We start from the raw sequence: 17652 nt of genomic DNA on the forward strand, positions 1-17652 counted from the left end.
GAGTGTCTTGCTGTAAAGATGCTCTGCCATTATATTTATGACCCCTATCAAGCTTCTACATCTTGTTTTAGAAACTGTCTTAGGAGATCGTGCGAGTAACGAAAATAATCAGATAACAATTAAAGATGCGTGTCAAATTACAAAATACAACAAAGCCTTTTATGCTTTTCGGAAGCAGCCTGAGCCTGCTTTGCAGCTTACTTCTGATAGCTTGTGGAGAGCAGGAACCACCCTGCGAAGGGGTGGATACTACCGAGGCGATGAGAATTACCGATTCGCTAACCCAGTATTTGAACTGGCCGGAGGAACTTGAACTGACTTATTTTGCCGGTCCTGACGTTACGCCCAGCCCCGCCTGTCTGGCAGTAGCTCCTAGCGGTGAAGTTTTTGCGGGTGTGGATATGATGGGCTCGCTGGGAAAAGATCCCGATAAGGGGGCTATCATCAAACTGGTAGACTGCAACCATGATGGCGTAGCCGACAACCATACCGAGTTCGCTAAAGTGGATAATCCAAGAGGAATACTCCCAATAGGTGATCAGGTTTTTGTGCTGCATACTACCTTCTCAGAAGAAACCGGTAAGGCCAGTGGTATGGACCTGGTGGTCTTCGAAGATGCTGATCAGGATGGGGTGGCAGATGGTCCTTCAGAGCCATTGATCCAAAACATAAGTTCTCCCAAATTCCTGCAAGACCGGGGTACCGACCATTCCACCAATGGCATCCGCATGGGCATTGATGGCTGGATTTACATCGCCGTAGGTGATTTTGGTTTTCACGATGCGGTAGACCGCTCAGGAAAGAAAATGACCATGCTGGGTGGTGGTATTGTCAGAGTACGTCCTGATGGTAAAGAGATGGAAGTCTACACCCACGGCATGCGAAACATTTACGATGTGGCCATTGACCCTTACATGAATATCTTTGCCCGGGGCAATACCAACGATGGGGGAGGCTGGAACATCCGCTTTTCGCACCAGATCCAATCCGGCGAATATGGTTATCCCGTACTGTTCAAGCATTTTACTGAAGAGATCATTCCTGCGCTGGTAGATGTAGGAGGAGGCTCAGGTACCGGTTCCTTATTCATGGATGATCCCCACTGGCCCGAAAAATACGATCAGGTGCCGATGATGGCCGACTGGGGAAGAAATCAGTTGTACATCCATCGTGTCACTGCGGATGGCGCAAGCTTTACCCAGGAACAGGAGGAATTCATCAATCTGCCGCAGATCACCGACCTGGACATTGATGGCTCCGGTCAGCTTTTCCTTTCTGCATGGGATGGCGCAGGATACAAAGGCGATTCCAGCAAGGGTTTTATCGTGCGTACTGTTCCCCAGGGCTGGGAGTATACCCCTTTTCCTGACATCAAAGAAGCTTCGGAAGAACAACTGGCTTCCCTCCTGAATTCAGAAAGTGCGGTGGCGCGTCTGCATGCCCAGCAGGAACTGCTGACACGTCCAAAAGAAGATGCGGCGGAAGCGGCCTGGAAAGTAGCCGCTAACCAGAGCGCCCCACTCTATGCCCGGGTAGCCGGAATCTTCACTTACGCACAGATCGCCGGAGCAGATGGGATAGATAACCTGGCAAACCTCGTTACTGATCAGGAGGTAAAAGAGTTTGCCCTGCGTGCTCTTGCTGACCGTAAGCCTTATGTAGCGCATGTACCGCTGGAACCTTTTGTACAAAGCTTGCAAGATACTTCTGTGCGTGTACAGGCTGCTGCTATTGTCGGACTAGGCCGCTTAGGCCATAAGGAAGCTGCCCAGGCACTCTTAGAGATTCCTGTACCGGATTCTTTTGTCGCTCCCGCAAAAGGTACGGAAGGGCCGCATGCCACGCCCAATGCTGCGATCGTTCCAGCCCACCTGGCGGTGCGTGCTTTGGTGGAACTGGATGCGGTTGAGGCCAGCGTGGATGCTATCGGAACGGAAAATAATACCCTTGCGCTATGGGCACTGCGCTATATGCATGATCCTAAAGCAGTGGAAGGCTTGATCGCTGCCTACGAATCCGCTAGTGATATTAGTCTAAATAGTGAATTGGTTTCTACAGCTAATGCGTCTGGTAGCGATAATGCTCTGAAAAAAGAAATTCTTACTACACTTTCGCGGCTTTATAAGGAAGAAGCTCCTTACGATGGTTCCTGGTGGTGGAGTACCCGTCCTGATACGCATGGCCCTTACTATAAGGCCATCACCTGGGAAGCTTCTCCTGAGATCAAAGCCTTGCTGGTAAAGGAAAGAAACAAAGTCAACGCTCAGGGTAAAGAATTCTTCGCTGACCTCAATGCCAGGCACCGTATGGGTATTACTGAATTTGGGGGAGAAGAAGAGGTTGCCGTTAAGGAAGAAGAAGTGAATGTTGACCTTGCTAAGATCAGCAATGAGAAAGGTCAGATCGGTAAAAGCTCTATTGAAGACATCATGCTGGCTCTGGATGAGGTAGAGGGCAATCCCGAACTGGGTAAAACGCTCTTTACCAAGCAGGGCTGTGTAGCCTGCCACAGCATCAGTACCGATGAGACCATGAAAGGCCCTTTCATGGGACAGATTGGCTCCATCATGACCCGTGAGCAGATTGCTGAGTCTATTCTCAAGCCCAATGCTTCTATCTCGCAAGGCTTTGCCTCGGTGTACATCAAGACGAAAGATGGGAAGAACATCACCGGCTTTGTGTCGGAAGAGTCGGCAGACAAAATGGTAGTGCGTAATATTACCGGACAGGTATTTAATGTCAACAAAGAGGATATTGAGACCCGTAAGGAACTGGAAACTTCCATGATGCCTCCCGGTCTGGCCAATTCACTCTCTTATGAAGAATTTGCTTCATTAGTCAACTTCCTTTCTCAGCAGAAGAAGTAACTGATTTTGATAAGCTGTGCCAGATTCCTGAAATCTGGCAGAGCTTATATCAAATTAGTTTGATGTCTGGTTTACCCCTTATACTCCTATGCCAATAAGAATAACTCGTGTAGTCATTATGCTCAAACTACTTGCATTCATTTCTATAACAGCCATACTACATCATGTTACTTATGCGCAGGAGGTCTTGTCTGAAAACACTTCTACCGCCCTGCATCGGGGTATTTATGAAGTTAGCCTGAGCGCCAGTCCTACGGACGAGAATCCTTATTATGATATTCAATGTACTGTCACCTTTACAAAACCCGATGGTACGGAAGTGCAGGTAGATGGCTTTTATGATGGTGGAATATCTTTCAAAGCCCGGGCTTACTGCAGCCAACTCGGAGTATGGCAGTGGCAGTCTTCTTCCAATAACCCTGGACTGGATGGCCGGGAGGGTACTTTTGAGGTACTGCCTTCCGATCTGCGAGGAAAACTCCGTGTCCATCCGGGCGATCCCCATCAGTTTGCTTATGATAATGGCGATTGGTTTTTGCACATTGGAGATACCGGTTATCGTTTTGTGGTAGCTTCCGAACCCTACTGGCAGGAGTATATTGATCAGGCCAGTGAGATGGGCGCGACCAAGATTCGCACCTGGTTTGCTATGGACAGGGGAACGGTAAGCAACCTCTTTACACACAATCAAAAAGACCTGGCGCTGTATTACTGGAAAGAAATTGAGCGAAGGATATTGTACACCCTGCATCACCACTCGCACATTAATTTGCAGCTAATACCTTATGCCGAAGATACTGAACTGATCAGAAAGTATAGCGAAGGAAATGCGGCGGCTCAACTGCTAGCCCGCTATGCGCAGGCGCGTTGGTCGGCCTTTCCCAATGTGCAGTGGACCATCACCAACGACCGGGAGATCAGCCGAAGTGACAGCCTGAGCGGTAGACAGGTACACTACGAAACCATCAACCAGATGGGCAGGGATATGGCGGAACGAGAAGCCTGGGGCACGCTGCTCACCAATCATCAATCCCGTTTTAAAGGTTATGATCATGTGAATGAAGCCTGGTCGGATTTGATTACGCTGGAAGACCTTGATCAGGTAGGAGGAGAACTCATTCTGGAATACCGCCAGAAGAGGAAGCAGCCTGTGTTGCTGGATGAAGACCGCTACGAACTTTATCGTTATCCTGCGCACAGCAGGTATTATTTTCGCAGGCTGATGTGGGCTTCCCTGCTCTCGGGGGGCCATGCTACCTACGGTGGCCTGAAAACTTACCTGCCCTATGACGGTCAGTCTTACATTGGCAATGAGCGAGAAGTGGAAGTCAGGTATGAACCTCACAAAGGCCGGGATTATGGCGTATCCGGTTATTTTGATGCCAACCGGCAGGGCATACTCTCGCAAGGTGCTCATGATTTCCGCTACATCCATACCTTTTTTGAACAGACCGGCCTGACGCTGGTAGGTATGCTGCCTAATGATGCACTGGTAGGAGGTGACCCTTATCGGTGGAAATGTGCCCATAACGATAGCACTTACCTCATCTACCTGGCCAACCCCAGCGGTACGGAACCCGGTAGCGATCATCCCAGCCTGGAAGCTCCTACTGTAAGTATGACATTGCCCAAAGGCATCTATGCCCCAAGCTGGTTTGATCCTGATAGTGGCACCTGGGTCTATGGCGCTGACAGCCAGGGAGGTGAAATGACCCTTACCGCTCCCGGTCCCGAGGACTGGGTGTTGCTGATCAGAAAGAAGTGAAAACAATGAGGAGTCAGTAAAGTATGAGCATCTCTTCAACCCCTGATTTGTGGCTGACAGGGTGATCAAAAGCCCCCTTTTCATCCTTCTTTATCGCTTGAAGGCCATTTCTTCCTCCAAAGCGCAGCTAAAAGTTTTGTAGGGTGCGAATATTGCGTCAGAGTGTATTACATCATTTTGTAAAGCACTTTTATCGCTTTAGAAGCGGCTTACAATATTTTGTAAAGCACTTTTATCGCAATAATTGGCCTTACAAAAAAATGTAGAGTGCTTATATTCCAATAAAATGTCTTACGATAAAATGTAAAGTACATTAATTGCTTAAGGTCCACTTTACAATTTATTGTAAAGCCTTTGATGCGTTACTTAAACCCTTTACGAAGAATTGTAGACTACTTTGACGGAATAAAATACCTTTACAAAATATCTCAGCCAACTTTGAGGCTCCTTTATCATTTTTCACTTATCTGTAATGCAAAATCCCAGCATCAAGTACGGCACAATAAGCATAGGAATGCTTTTCTTGGCCTTGCCCTACAAGTAAAAAGAGATGTAGCTTCGTTCTGAGCGTATGAAGCAGTCTGTATGTTTTTGATATAAAAATTTAGCTAAAAATTTTTGTTTAATCATGATAGTATTAGGCAGAAGTAGTTATATTTATAGAATGATAAAATCACTTTGAATTCTTTGAAAAGACCAGTTCTAATTCTTCTCTATACATCTTTAACGGTTTTAATGATGTTATTTTTTAGTGATTCCAATGGGATTGAGGCTTGCCTCATATCAGCAGCCACTGGGCTTGGTATTTATCTTGTTTTGCGATTATTCTGTAAAAAGTTTTTCTACATTAAAAAATATTAAGTACCACAAAACATCAAGGCCGTAAGTTTGGCTGAAGGAAGCTAAACTGTACATCAGGCGATGTAGAATAAAGCAGAAAGTATTTAAAAAATGTCTCCGCGACGGTAGATAAAAGCTTCAAAAGGCTTATTGATTTTCATCAAATAGCTCGTTTTCATTATACACTCTCCAAAAAACCTTATACCCTTTTTATCTTGTTAACTTAACATGAAGTATATACGATATAATTGTATATATTTTAGTAAAAACACATAAAGAACATAGTATAAAAATAAAAAATCATAAATAAAGATTCTTAGAGAATGAAAAAATTACATTGGTTAATGATTATTACTGTGCTGATGTGCTTCAGTTCTTGTAATCCGAAAATTACGACAAGTATTAGTAATGCTTATTCGCCCTTGGATTATAAGCAAGAAGTGGTGGTAATGGGACTAGACCAGGCAGAACCTGATGGCGCAGAGAATTTAGGGCAAGTTAAAATTGGTGATACTGGATTTAGTACAAAATGCAGTTATGACATAGTGATTGATAAAGCGAGACTTGAAGCTAGAAAAGTTGGAGGAAATGCCATTAAAATTATTGAACACAGACCTCCATCCGCTATGGGAAGTGCATGCCATAGAATAACAGCCAATATTTTAAAAATTGAGAATATTGAGAACTATTCACCGAAAATGGAGGAAGAGGTACTGGTAGATGTTGATTATGCCATTTTAAACGTTTATCGGTATGGCGGAACTGGAGCATTAGTCAACTATGATTTGCATTTGGGTGATTCCGTAATTTGTAGAGTGAAAAATAACTATAAAACGACATTACACATTAATAAAGACGGATTAAATACACTTTGGGCCAAAACTGAAGCAAAGTCAGAAGTGCCCATTGATGTAAAGATGGGTAAAACCTATTATTTACGTTGTGGAGTTACCATGGGAGCATTTGTGGGACGTCCAAAACTGGATCTAATTGATAGTAAAACTGGTAAGTCTGAGTTTGAATCCTTTAAAGCGAAAAATCAATGAAAAATTTGTTCATTTTTCCTTTGTTCATTTTTATTTCAAATTCAATCTTCTCTCAAGACTTAATTGTAACCAATGAGGGGGACTCGATAAATTGTAAAATAACAAAAGTAAAATCAGATAACATCTACTTTACTTTCAAGCATAGAAAAGAGATAAGAAGTACGCTTTTGCTAATGTCAAATGTCAAATACCATCAATTAGATTATTATCAAACTAGTGAGGTGCCTAAAGAAAAAGTGGTTGGTTATGAGAACTATCAACATTTTAGGATTGCAATAAATGGAGGGTATAGCTATCAAATTGCGAAAGTAGCAGAGAGTGTTCGCAGCGCTTTTAAGGACTACATACAAGAGTTAAAATCAGGATACCATTTTGGCGGAGAAGTAACATATTATTTTTCTGAGCCATTGGGGGTTGGAGTAAAGTACAATGTCTTTAAATCCTCCAATAGCATAGATAATATTTATCTTAAAGACACTTATGGTAATAAGACTTATCATAAAATGAGTGATGATTTAACAATTTCTTTTATTGGCCCCACATTCTCGACTAGACTCTTAAATCATGATAAAAGCAATGCTTTTCTTATGAACCTAGCATTGGGATATATAGCTTATTCAAATGACAAAGTTGTCATTGATGATTATAAAATGACAGGAAGCACAATGGGATTGACTTTTGATGTTGGCTATGATATTGGTCTATCTGAAAATTTATCATTAGGATTTCAAATTTCATTGTTGACAGGAGCTCTAAATGAATATGATTGGAATGATGGTACAATTACAGAAACGATAGAATTAGAAGAAGGAGAATACGAAAGTTTAAACCGGATTGATTTCTCTGTTGGATTAAGATTCAGTAAATAAGAGCCTTGAGATCCTACATTTTATGACACCGAAAATCGTTATCTTTGAGAAAAACAATGCGTTATGGGCGTAGCAGAATTAAAACTAGATATTTTTAGAATGGTAGACCAACTACCAGAAAGTGAGCTGCAAAAGCTGTATGCCATGATTACGCATCTTGCCAATCCTGAGGCCAAACCGTGGGATACCTTATCTGAAGCTGAGAAAGCTGCCATAGAAGAAGGTTTAGCACAACTGGATCAAGGCCAGGGGAAACCTCATGCCGAAGTCATGGCTAATTTTAGGAAAAAGTATCATCTATGAGTCAGGCAGATTGGAGGATCATCTGATCTCCAATTATCTAATGGCTACAAAGATGATCCCTAACTGTTTTGCAAGATAACTTCCTATAGATTAGCCTTGGTTAAAACTTAAACTGCTAAAAGATAGAACAGATAAGCCCCATATACGCCCAGCAAGAGTGCTCCTTCCCAACGCTTCAGGATAAAGCCTGTTTTGACCAGGGGAATCAAAAGAACAGAAATGCCTACCATCACCAGGCTATCTACCAGGGCAATGTCCGGGGCTTTGATGGGGGTAATCAGGGTAGAAACTCCCAGAATGATCAGAATATTATAAATATTAGAACCTACCACATTTCCCAAAGCAATATCCGACTGCTTTTTGATGGCTGCCACTACCGAAGTCGCCAGTTCCGGCATACTTGTACCTGCGGCTACTATGGTCAGGCCGATCACCGCATCACTCACCTGAAAACGTTTGGCCAGGCTGACGGAATGATTGACCAACAGATCTGAACCAAAGATCAATACGGCCAGGCCCAGCAACATCAGCAGGACTTCTATGGCCCAGTGCCTGGATGTTTTAGGCATGGCTTCCTGAAACTCTTCCTGCACCTCAGTATTTGCCTGTCGGGCTTTACGGATATTGAACAAAGTATAGCCTATGCTGCCTGTCAGCAATACTATTCCCTCCAGGCGACTCAGTTCGTAGTCTAAAAAGAAAACAAGGAATAGCAGGGCTGTCACCAGCATCACCGGCACATCCAGGCGGAGTACTTCTGCTTTGACTTTGATAGGATAACAAAGTGCGGAGACTCCTAAAATTATGCCTATGTTGAAAATATTGGACCCTACCACATTCCCGATGGATATACCACCATTTCCCTGCAAAGCAGCCTGTATACTAACGATCAGCTCGGGTGTACTGGTGCCAAGAGCTACCACCGTTAAACCAATGATAAGGGGTGTTATCCCTAGACGGACTGCCAGAGCACTGGCCCCGTTCACCAGCCAGCTTGCTCCGAAGTAGAGTAAAATTAAAGAAACGGCAACCAGAAGTATATCAATAAGCATGAGCCACAGTCATTTTTCAGAAAGTATACGTCAAAGCGATAATAAAGAATCCTTAACTGAGTAGAAAATATTTTATTGGATATGAGCCTTTAAATATTTTGCTGCGAAACTACCCACTACATCTTCTTATTTAGCTTTTTTGATTCCCCACTTTGTGTCTCACAAATCGGAATTCCGGCCAAGTGACCTGTGAGAACATCGGCCATGGTTAGAGCAAATATTAATTTCAATGCATAAGACTAATGACTACCTACGGTTAGAGCACGCATTAAGGGACCACTGAGGCTAAAGCTAAATGCGCACCTGATAAGATTGTAAATCATTAATCATCCACCGCCTGACCTACCAGCAGGCGGAATTTCCATCCGGTAGGGTCATTGGTAGGGCCCTGCGTCTGCTTCATGATGATGCCGACGATATCTTCTACCGGATCAGCGAAGTACTGGGTGTTGAAATAGCCACCCCAGTCAAAGGTCCCGCTACTGCCCCGGCCTCCCATCGCTTCTCCTTCTTCAGTAAGTACGCCGAAAGCCAGTCCGTAGTGACGTCCTGTACCTTCCCACAGCTCACCGATCTGGTTGGCCATCATGGATTGAATGGTGGTACGACTCAGGAAGCGCTTGCCGTTCAACTCGCCTCCGTTAATATACATCTGCAGGAAAGTAGCATAATCTCTGGCAGTACTGGAAAGTCCGGCTCCACCGGAGAAGAAAGTTTTTGCACCTTTGATGGGGTATTCGGGATCATAAAAAGTAACCGGAAAGGCTTGCCACGCTTCATCTACTTTGTGCTGTACCGTTACCAGACGATCGGCTTTGCTGTCAGGCAGGTAAAATCCGGTATCGTCCATACCCAGTGGGTCAAAAAGGCGTTCCTGCAAAAACTCGTCAAAAGGCATTCCGGAGATGACTTCAATGAAATAGCCTAATACATCCAGCCCTTCACTGTAGGTATAGGCATCGCCCGGATTATGGTGTAACGGAAGACTGGCCAGACGTTTTACACTTTCTTCAATGGTGATGTCTTCAGTAGTGAACAAATCCATCACGCCAGCTTTCTGGTACATCATCTTAAAGCGCTCGTCTCCGTCTATCATACCGTAGCCCAGACCGGAAGTATGGGTGAGCAGGTGACGAATGGTGATTTCCCGCTCTGCCGGCTCGGTAGTATAAGTCGTATCGCTGTAGCGAAAGCTTTTCAGGAGTTGCGGGTCTTTGAACTCAGGAATGTACTTGGAGATAGGATCATCCAACTGGAAGTGTCCTTCTTCCCATAACATCATCACGGCAGTAGAGGTGATGGCCTTACTTTGGGAAGCGATACGAAAGATCGCGTCTTTTTCCATGGCTTCGTTGGTCGCATTATTGGCTTTACCAAAAGCTTTGTGGTATACAATCTTCCCATTGCGGGCTACCAGGGCTACGATGCCCGGCACCTGCCCCTCTTCAATGGCTTCCTGGCACATGGCATCTATTCTTTGCAATCGTTCGGCCGACATGCCTACGCTGGCAGGAGAGGCTTCGGTAAGGGGAGGGGATTTTTGCTGAGATTTGGTTTGAGCCATTGCGGTAAAAGCAATGAAAAAGCAGAGGCAGTGTAGTAGGTTGTTTTTCATTAGTCAAGGTCGTTTTTAAAACCTTAAAATATCAAAATTTCAGAGATGCTTCATGTTTTTATGCACTTAACTATCGCTGATTGCAAGAAAAGGGTGGGGATATCCTCGCTTTGGGTGGGTAAGAGGTTTTCCAAAAAGTATTTTAAGAGAAATATGAAAATTGCACAGATGAAATGAAAACTTGATGATATAAAAAAGATTTAAAAACAATTCACATGAATTTATAACTAATTTTTATGGGGTATAATACACAATTTAATAAAATTGTAATGCTCATATTCTCCAAAATAAGCGTTTTATATTCATAAATTCATGTACCAAAAAATAAAAAAATAAACTAATGAATATCTGTAAATAAGATAATAGAATAGCTTATGTTTATATATTTGTGAGAAAATAATCAAAATAATATCTCTTACTATATAATAATAACCAATGAAAACATGCTTACCTATTAAAGTAACTTTAAGTATGCTATGCCTAGTAGTATTACTTATATCTTCTTGTGAAGATGACGAAGTAACGGTTTTTGAACCTACTGAACTAGCCATACTGGGTCCGGAGGAAGTATCACCTGGCGATACCGCTACCTACACTACTGATCTTTATGAAAATGAAACTTATAGTTGGATGGTACCCGAAGGGGCTACTATTACCTCAGGAGGATCCACTCCGAATATAATATCGGTTACCTTTACCGCAGCAGGAGGCGGTGAAATCAGTGTAGCTGCCCGTGGAATTAATGGTACCAAGACAGTAGAAGTGATCACTTCAGTTCCGGAAGCCAGCGTAGCCCTGGATGAGGAGGAAGTAGCATTGTCTGAAGGCGAAACTGCCAACGTACTGATTACTTTTGACCAGGATATTGCCAGCGCTCCCGAAGTCAGTCTGGTAGAGGTAGAAGGATTGGCAGGGAGTACCATCGGTGCAGTAGAAAAGGTAGATGACCGTACTTTCCGGTTGGCTTATACTGCCGGTAGCGGAGATGGCGTTGATCAAATCAGCGTAACGCAGGCTGTATCCACTGAATTCTACGGTTCTGTAACGATGGATACCGTCATGATTTTTGATGCATACAGAGTAGACAACACCTCAGCCACCGGTGAACTAACGGCCTCACAAACGCCGGTCAGCGATGACATGTCGGTGACAATTTCAGCCGTTTTTAGTGAAGCGCTCAGTACCTCTGATACTGTACAGGTATCTATCAATGGTGTCACTAGCGATGCTGCCTATGTTACCGATGCAAATATGATTACCCAGGACGGTATCACCTGGACGTACGTGTTTGAGCCGGAAGGTGGTGCCAATGAGTTGGCTACAGTATCGGTCAATAACCTTCCAGCCGATCTGGTAGGCAATCCGACCGAGGCGGTGGAACCGATCATTCTTCAGATCAAGAACGATTAAATTACAATATTGATAAAAGGAAGCCGCAGTGATGTGAGATTCAAGACCCGCTAAGTGCGGTTTCTTTCATTAGAATTTATTGATTTGGGTGTAGTTGATGGCTACACCTTTTTTTATGCTTTATCTTCAATGAGCGAAGACCATAAGGCATTATGCCGAGCAACAAATACTAGCGTAATGAAGTACCGATTGTCTTCAGTTACTTTTCTACAAATGATTTAGCTTGGCTGAGTATTATCTGATCAGTTAAAAAGCCTTACCCTATCGTCGATCATGGCAAAGAGGAACGGGTGCAACATTGCACCGCCCCTTTCAAATTGATACAAAATGAATAACTTAAGCCCTGAATTTAGAATCAGCCAAGCACATGTCTGCATCAGATCTAACCAAAGCGCATAAGCGATTCCCTACCTACCAGCCTGACATCCATCGGCAGAGGTCAGTTGGCCTCGAGAAAGGAAGCCGTTTGGTATACGGTACCTCCGGTCTGGGAGGCGTATGGGGAAAAGTAGATGAGGAAGAAAGCATAGATTGTCTGCTGTATGCTTTTGAGCGGGGTGTGCGTAGCCTGGATACTTCCCCTTCTTACAGCAGAAGCGAGGAATTTGTGGGAAAAGCCCTGCAAAGGTGGAGAGGAGAGCAGCCTTTCATCAGCACCAAAGTGGGCCGTTTGCCTGCTGATAAAGCCGATGAGTGTTATGTGGATTACTCTCCTGAAAGCATGCGCCAGAGCCTGATGCGTAGCCTGGACAGGTTGGGCGTAGAGCAGCTAGACCTTTTGTTTCTGCATGAGCCTCATCTGGTCCCTCTGGATAAGATCAATGAGATTCTGGATACGGTTCAATCCTTTAAAGCAGAAGGCTATACCAGAATGCTGGGGGTAGGCGGCAATCCACCGGATGCCTTTTTCCCATTTATCACCAGCGATCATTTTCAGGTAGTGTCCAGCTTTCTCAGACTGGATGCCTGCAATCTGTCGGCTTTGGAAAAAGATATCCCTCATTATCAGGCGCACAATATCGCTTTGTACGCTGCTTCTGCCTTGCATATGGGCTTGCTGGGTGATCTTTTTGAGCGGTATGCTGAGCATCCTCCCCACACCCAATGGATAAGTGATAAAGATGTGGAGGTGGCAAAAAGGATAAACATTCTGGCCAGAGCGCAGGGCATGCCTCTAGCCTCGCTGGCTCAGCGCTATCTCTTTTCCATGCAGGAAGCCCACAGCGTAGTGATAGGGGCCAGCAAACTTGCGCAGATTCAGGCTACCCTACACGACTGGCAGCAGGGAGCATTATCCAAAGAACTATTTGAGCTAATAAGTCAGACTATTCTCAACACAAGAAACTTATAGGAAAATAAAGTATGAAAACGATTATACTGGAAGAGCCCGGAAAATTTAACTACACTGAAACGAATTTGGAGAAAAGCCTTCAGGCGGAAGAAGCTTTGCTAAAAGTACACCGTATCGGTATCTGCGGTACAGATTATCATGCCTTCCGTGGGAGGCAGCCTTTTTTTAGCTATCCCCGCATTCTGGGGCATGAGCTGGGGGTGGAAGTAATAGAAGTGGGAAAGAAAGTTCATCATGTAAAAATAGGTGACCGATGTTCAGTTGAACCTTACCTTAACAGCACGCAGGATCAGGCGGTTAAGCGGGGCTTCACCAACTGCGGCGAAAATCTTTCGGTACTGGGCGTACATCAGGACGGTGGCATGCGGGAGTATCTGAAAGTTCCTGCACAATATCTGCACAAATCTGATAAGCTCAGCTATGAGCAACTGGCGGTAGTAGAGCCCCTGGGCATTGGCTGTCATGCCGTCAACCGGGCCGGTATTACTGCCGACGACTATGTGCTGGTGGTAGGCTCAGGCCCTATTGGTTTGGGTACGGTACTCTTTGCTACGGCAACAGGAGCCAAAACCGTTGTGATGGATGTGAATGAAGAGCGTCTGGCTTTCGCCCGGACTGCGGCAGATATTGCCGGAACGGTGCTGGCTGGAAAAGAAGACACGCTTGAGCAACTGAGAGCGCAGTTTGATGGTGATTTGCCTACCGTAGTACTGGATGCTACCGGCAATCCACATTCCATGAGCAAGGCTTTAGAATATGCGGCTCCTGCGGGGAAAATCGTGTTTATCGGTCTCTTTCAGGGAGACTTTTCTTTTCATGATCCCTATTTTCACAAAAAAGAGCTGACGCTCATGGCAAGTCGCAATGCGCTGCCTTCAGATTTCCGGCAGATCATCCACATGATGGAAGAGGGTAGTATCAATACCGATGCCTGGATCACACACCGCAGTAGTTTTGAGGATATGATAGCACAGTTTGACTTATGGCTAAAGCCTGAATCCGGAGTGATCAAAGCAGTGGTTTCGCTATAATTTTAGACTGACGGCAATAATGTAGGAAAGAAAGATGAAGTCAAGCATCTGTAAAGATTGATGTAGCGATGTTACGATAATTTTGTCTATTTGCATTTTGATTATGCTGGCATAATGCATATAAATCTTAAATTGGAAAGAATATTTTAGTTAATACAACAACCGAATGAGCAATCCCTCTAAAACTCCCCTGCTTCCTTTTATTTTGATTACCAGCTTGTTTCTGATGTGGGGACTGGCCAATAATATGACTGATACTCTGTTGGCAGCCTTCAAGAAGATCATGAGCATGTCGGATTTCCAGACCAGCTGGATTCAGATTGCCTTTTATGGTTCTTACTTTTGTCTTGCACTACCCGCAGCGATTCTGATCAAAAAGTTTACTTATAAGACAGGAGTCTTATTGGGTTTAGGGATGTTCATCGCCGGCTCTTTATTATTTTATCCGGCAAGCCAGACGATGGTTTATGGACATTTTCTGGCTGCTCTTTTTATTCTGGCGGGAGGCCTGTCTATTCTGGAAACCTCTTCCAACCCCTACATTATCGCCATGGGGCCGGAAGAAACAGGCACGCGTAGGCTCAACCTGGCGCAGTCTTTCAATCCTATCGGTTCTATCATTGGAGTATTACTAAGTAAAGTGTTTATTCTTTCTAAGCTCAACGCTGCCAGTGCTGAAGTAAGGGCCAGCATGACTCCTGAACAACTGAAGGACATACAGGCTGAAGAGCTGACGGCCGTGATGGGGCCTTATGTGGGGGTCGCTGTACTTTTATTAGTGCTTTGGCTGACCATCGCTATTGTAAAAATGCCCAAGGCTTCCGATGCGGATGAAAGTCTGAATCTGGGCCCAACGTTTAAACGTCTGATCAAAAATCCAAATTATGTGTGGGGGGTGATTGCCCAGTTTTTTTATGTGGGAGCACAGATTGGTGTATGGTCTTATACCATACGCTATGTCATGTTGGAGTTGCAGGTTGATGAAGATGAGGCAGCTTCCTACTACCTGGCAGCCTTGATACTATTCACCATTAGCCGTTTTATCTGCACAGCGCTGATGAAAGTGATCAAACCCGGTAACCTTCTGGCGCTGCTTTCTATTCTGGCAGTAATCTGCACCTTCCTGGTAGTGGTAGGAAGCGGTTATGTGGGCGTGTATGCACTGGTAGGTATCTCCGGCTGCATGTCGTTGATGTTTCCCACCATTTACGGTCTGGCAGTAAGAGGATTGGGCGATGATACCAAATTGGGTGGCTCCGGCCTGATTATGGCTATTCTGGGAGGGGCAGTCATTACCTCCATCCAGGGGCAGGTCTCAGACATGACGGGTAGCATTCATCTCGCATATCTGGTGCCACTTTTCTGCTTTTTGGTAGTGGCTGTATACGGGAGACTGGCCAGAAGAAGAGCTAGGCAGGAAACCCGGTACAGTGGCTAATATTACTCTTTACCTTAAATTTAGGCAATATCCCAGGCAGTCATTGATGTCAAATATCCAGAATGCTAAGCTGTTAGGCAAAGTGCATGCGGTTTCGGTTCTTAAAAAAGTATCCATGAAGAAGTATACACTAAGTAAATAGAGAGTTGATAGAATGAATTATACTAGTTGATTTTATCTATTTTTAGGGATTAATAATGCATGCATTTTGATAAAATGAAAATTAATGCGAGTATTATTGGGAAAAGTGGAATAAGGGAGTGGCAATGTCTGAACAGCGAAATACATATTTGAAGACTATTCATCAATCTGATCTTTTGTGGGAGGAGTTTTGTAAAGGAAGTAAGGATGCCTACTTCCGGATCTATCAGGAGTATGTAGATGAGTTGTTCAACTACGGATATAAAATACATGCCGACCGCGAACTTGTTCAGGATTGCCTGCACGATCTTTTTGTTAATCTTTGGGAAAAGAGAAGTCATCTGGGTAAGGTGCAGTCCATACAGTTTTATCTCTATGCTTCCTTGCGGAGAAAAATGCTGCGTACCCTGAAAAAAAGGAATCTGGAGTCTTTTTGTGACGAATCCATGTTTGAACTTTTCTCAACAGACTCTCATGAAAACTCGCTCATCTTTCAGCAGGAGAGTTCTCAGAAATCCGCTCGTCTGAAAAATGCTGTCAAACAGTTGTCGGCCCGCCAAAGAGAAGTAGTCTTCCTGAAATATTACGATAATTTCAGCTATGAAGAAATTTCAGGAATTATGGGAATAAGCGTTGAGTCGCTCTATAAACTGATGTCCAAAGCGCTGAAATCTCTTAAAATTTTGCTGCACGAAAAAGCTGTTCTTTCTCTATTGTTTTTATTTCATCTAATAAGAAGCATTTTTTAATATTACTCTTATGCTTTTTATTTCAAATCAGTGAATTTTTTGTAAAAGTTAAAAATTTTTTCCTTTTGGTAGGGAAGGTTTGCTATTGGTATGTCTCTTAATAACAGATACTAATACAACAACCAAAACTACTAATGAATTTGGATAACCATTTACTGGAGCAACTCCTCTCCAATGACTCGTTCATTGAATGGGTCAGGTATCCTTCACCAGCGTTGGATGAGTACTGGCAAGCCTGGATGGAGAAAGATATCAGGCGGCAGGAAACAGTAGAGGAGGCACGAAGTATTCTTCTTTCTATTTCGTTCCATAAAGCTTTACTTACCAACACAGAAAAAAACGTACTTCAAGAACGTATCGCTACTTCCATCGGTGATAGTGAAGTGCAGCTGGCGAGATCGCCTGTTTCGCACAGCTTTTTTCCAGTGTACCTGCGTTATGCTGCTGCTATTGCGGTCCTCACTGTCTTCACTTACTTTCTGCTAAACGTATTTCAGGGTTCTTATGCTACTGTAACTACCGCTTACGGTGAAACCAAATCTATCATTCTTCCCGACAAGTCTGAAGTTACCCTCAACGCCAATTCATCGCTCCGCTATCCCAGAGATTGGGAGAAGCAGGAAGATCGTGAGGTCTGGCTGGAAGGTGAGGCACTTTTCAGGGTGAGTAAGCAGGAAGTCATAGATGAAAATGATTCAGCGAAGAATAGAAAATTTGTAGTACACGCTACCAAGCTGAAAGTAGAAGTACTGGGCACGGAGTTTAATGTGCGGAACAGAAAAGGGCAGACTGAAGTCACGCTGAGAGAAGGAAAAGTAAAGCTACTTAGCGCAGTAGAGACAGCCGAAGAAGTGGTAATGCAAGCCGGTGAACATGCCCGACTGCTGGCAGACCAGAAAATTGCCATCAGCAGAGTGAAAGTAGAGGAGTTTACCACCTGGACGGAGAAGCGCTGGTCTTTCCGGGATACCCCATTAGAGGAAGTAGCAAAATCCATTACTGAATATTACGGACTGGAAGTGGAGATCACGGAAGCTTCGCTCAAAGAAAGGAAGTTTAGCGGTTCTCCACCCAAAGATGATATGTCGGCACTGCTGCAAATGCTTAGTGCAATCTATCAGGTGCCGGTCCGGCAAGAAGGCAATACGATCCGAATGGGTCACTAAATCATATAG

At 44.2% G+C, this 17652-nt stretch carries 13 protein-coding genes; 11 read left to right on the forward strand and 2 right to left on the reverse strand.

Features of this window, described 5'->3' with window-relative positions:
- Positions 1 to 125 precede the first annotated feature (125 nt).
- The 5 genes from WJR50_RS03415 to WJR50_RS03435 all read left to right on the forward strand — a co-directional run bounded on the left by WJR50_RS03415 (position 126) and on the right by WJR50_RS03435 (position 7690).
- Positions 126 to 2867, forward strand: coding sequence for a DUF7133 domain-containing protein (locus WJR50_RS03415; protein ID WP_445223444.1), 2742 nt, complete (start codon positions 126 to 128; stop codon positions 2865 to 2867).
- 88 nt (positions 2868 to 2955) lie between these two features.
- Positions 2956 to 4632 carry a DUF5060 domain-containing protein gene (locus WJR50_RS03420; RefSeq protein ID WP_341291814.1) on the forward strand — a complete coding sequence of 559 codons (1677 nt, stop codon included), beginning with the start codon at positions 2956 to 2958 and terminating at the stop codon, positions 4630 to 4632.
- Between the two features lie 1163 nt (positions 4633 to 5795).
- A complete protein-coding gene (locus WJR50_RS03425; protein ID WP_341291815.1) occupies positions 5796 to 6518 on the forward strand; it encodes a hypothetical protein in 723 nt (240 codons plus the stop codon).
- A complete protein-coding gene (locus WJR50_RS03430; protein WP_341291816.1) occupies positions 6515 to 7387 on the forward strand; it encodes a hypothetical protein in 873 nt (290 codons plus the stop codon). Before WJR50_RS03425 ends, WJR50_RS03430 begins: the two co-directional genes overlap by 4 nt.
- Before the next feature lie 63 nt (positions 7388 to 7450).
- Positions 7451 to 7690 (forward strand): hypothetical protein, encoded by a 240-nt coding sequence (locus tag WJR50_RS03435; RefSeq protein ID WP_341291817.1) that lies wholly within the window; start codon positions 7451 to 7453, stop codon positions 7688 to 7690.
- A 107-nt stretch (positions 7691 to 7797) separates the two neighbouring features.
- Here the strand turns inward: WJR50_RS03435 and WJR50_RS03440 are convergent, their stop codons facing one another.
- Positions 7798 to 8742, reverse strand: coding sequence for a calcium/sodium antiporter (locus tag WJR50_RS03440; protein WP_341291818.1), 945 nt, complete (start codon positions 8740 to 8742; stop codon positions 7798 to 7800).
- Between the two features lie 322 nt (positions 8743 to 9064).
- Complete coding sequence (locus tag WJR50_RS03445; RefSeq protein ID WP_341291819.1) at positions 9065 to 10357, reverse strand: serine hydrolase domain-containing protein; 1293 nt, start codon at positions 10355 to 10357, stop codon at positions 9065 to 9067.
- Positions 10358 to 10828: 471 nt separating this feature from the next.
- Between WJR50_RS03445 and WJR50_RS03450 the strand changes: the two genes are divergently transcribed.
- From WJR50_RS03450 to WJR50_RS03475, 6 genes are all read left to right on the forward strand, one after another.
- Positions 10829 to 11767: a PKD-like domain-containing protein gene (locus WJR50_RS03450; protein WP_341291820.1), complete on the forward strand. Its 939-nt coding sequence runs from the start codon at positions 10829 to 10831 to the stop codon at positions 11765 to 11767.
- A 367-nt stretch (positions 11768 to 12134) separates the two neighbouring features.
- Positions 12135 to 13118, forward strand: a complete 984-nt coding sequence (locus WJR50_RS03455; RefSeq protein ID WP_341291821.1) for an aldo/keto reductase — start codon at positions 12135 to 12137, stop codon at positions 13116 to 13118.
- Between the two features lie 11 nt (positions 13119 to 13129).
- Complete coding sequence (locus WJR50_RS03460) at positions 13130 to 14149, forward strand: zinc-binding alcohol dehydrogenase family protein (RefSeq protein ID WP_341291822.1); 1020 nt, start codon at positions 13130 to 13132, stop codon at positions 14147 to 14149.
- 166 nt (positions 14150 to 14315) lie between these two features.
- Entirely contained in the window at positions 14316 to 15587 is a 1272-nt protein-coding gene (gene fucP / locus WJR50_RS03465; protein WP_341291823.1) for an L-fucose:H+ symporter permease, read from the forward strand.
- Between the two features lie 266 nt (positions 15588 to 15853).
- The gene (locus WJR50_RS03470; RefSeq protein ID WP_341291824.1) at positions 15854 to 16477 is read left to right on the forward strand and encodes an RNA polymerase sigma factor; all 624 of its coding nucleotides are present in this window, start codon (positions 15854 to 15856) and stop codon (positions 16475 to 16477) included.
- Between the two features lie 134 nt (positions 16478 to 16611).
- The gene (locus WJR50_RS03475; RefSeq protein ID WP_341291825.1) at positions 16612 to 17643 is read left to right on the forward strand and encodes a FecR family protein; all 1032 of its coding nucleotides are present in this window, start codon (positions 16612 to 16614) and stop codon (positions 17641 to 17643) included.
- Positions 17644 to 17652: the final 9 nt, after the last annotated feature.

The sequence above is a fragment of the Catalinimonas locisalis genome, from assembly GCF_038039535.1.
In the GTDB taxonomy this organism is placed as follows: Bacteria; Bacteroidota; Bacteroidia; order Cytophagales; family Cyclobacteriaceae; genus Catalinimonas.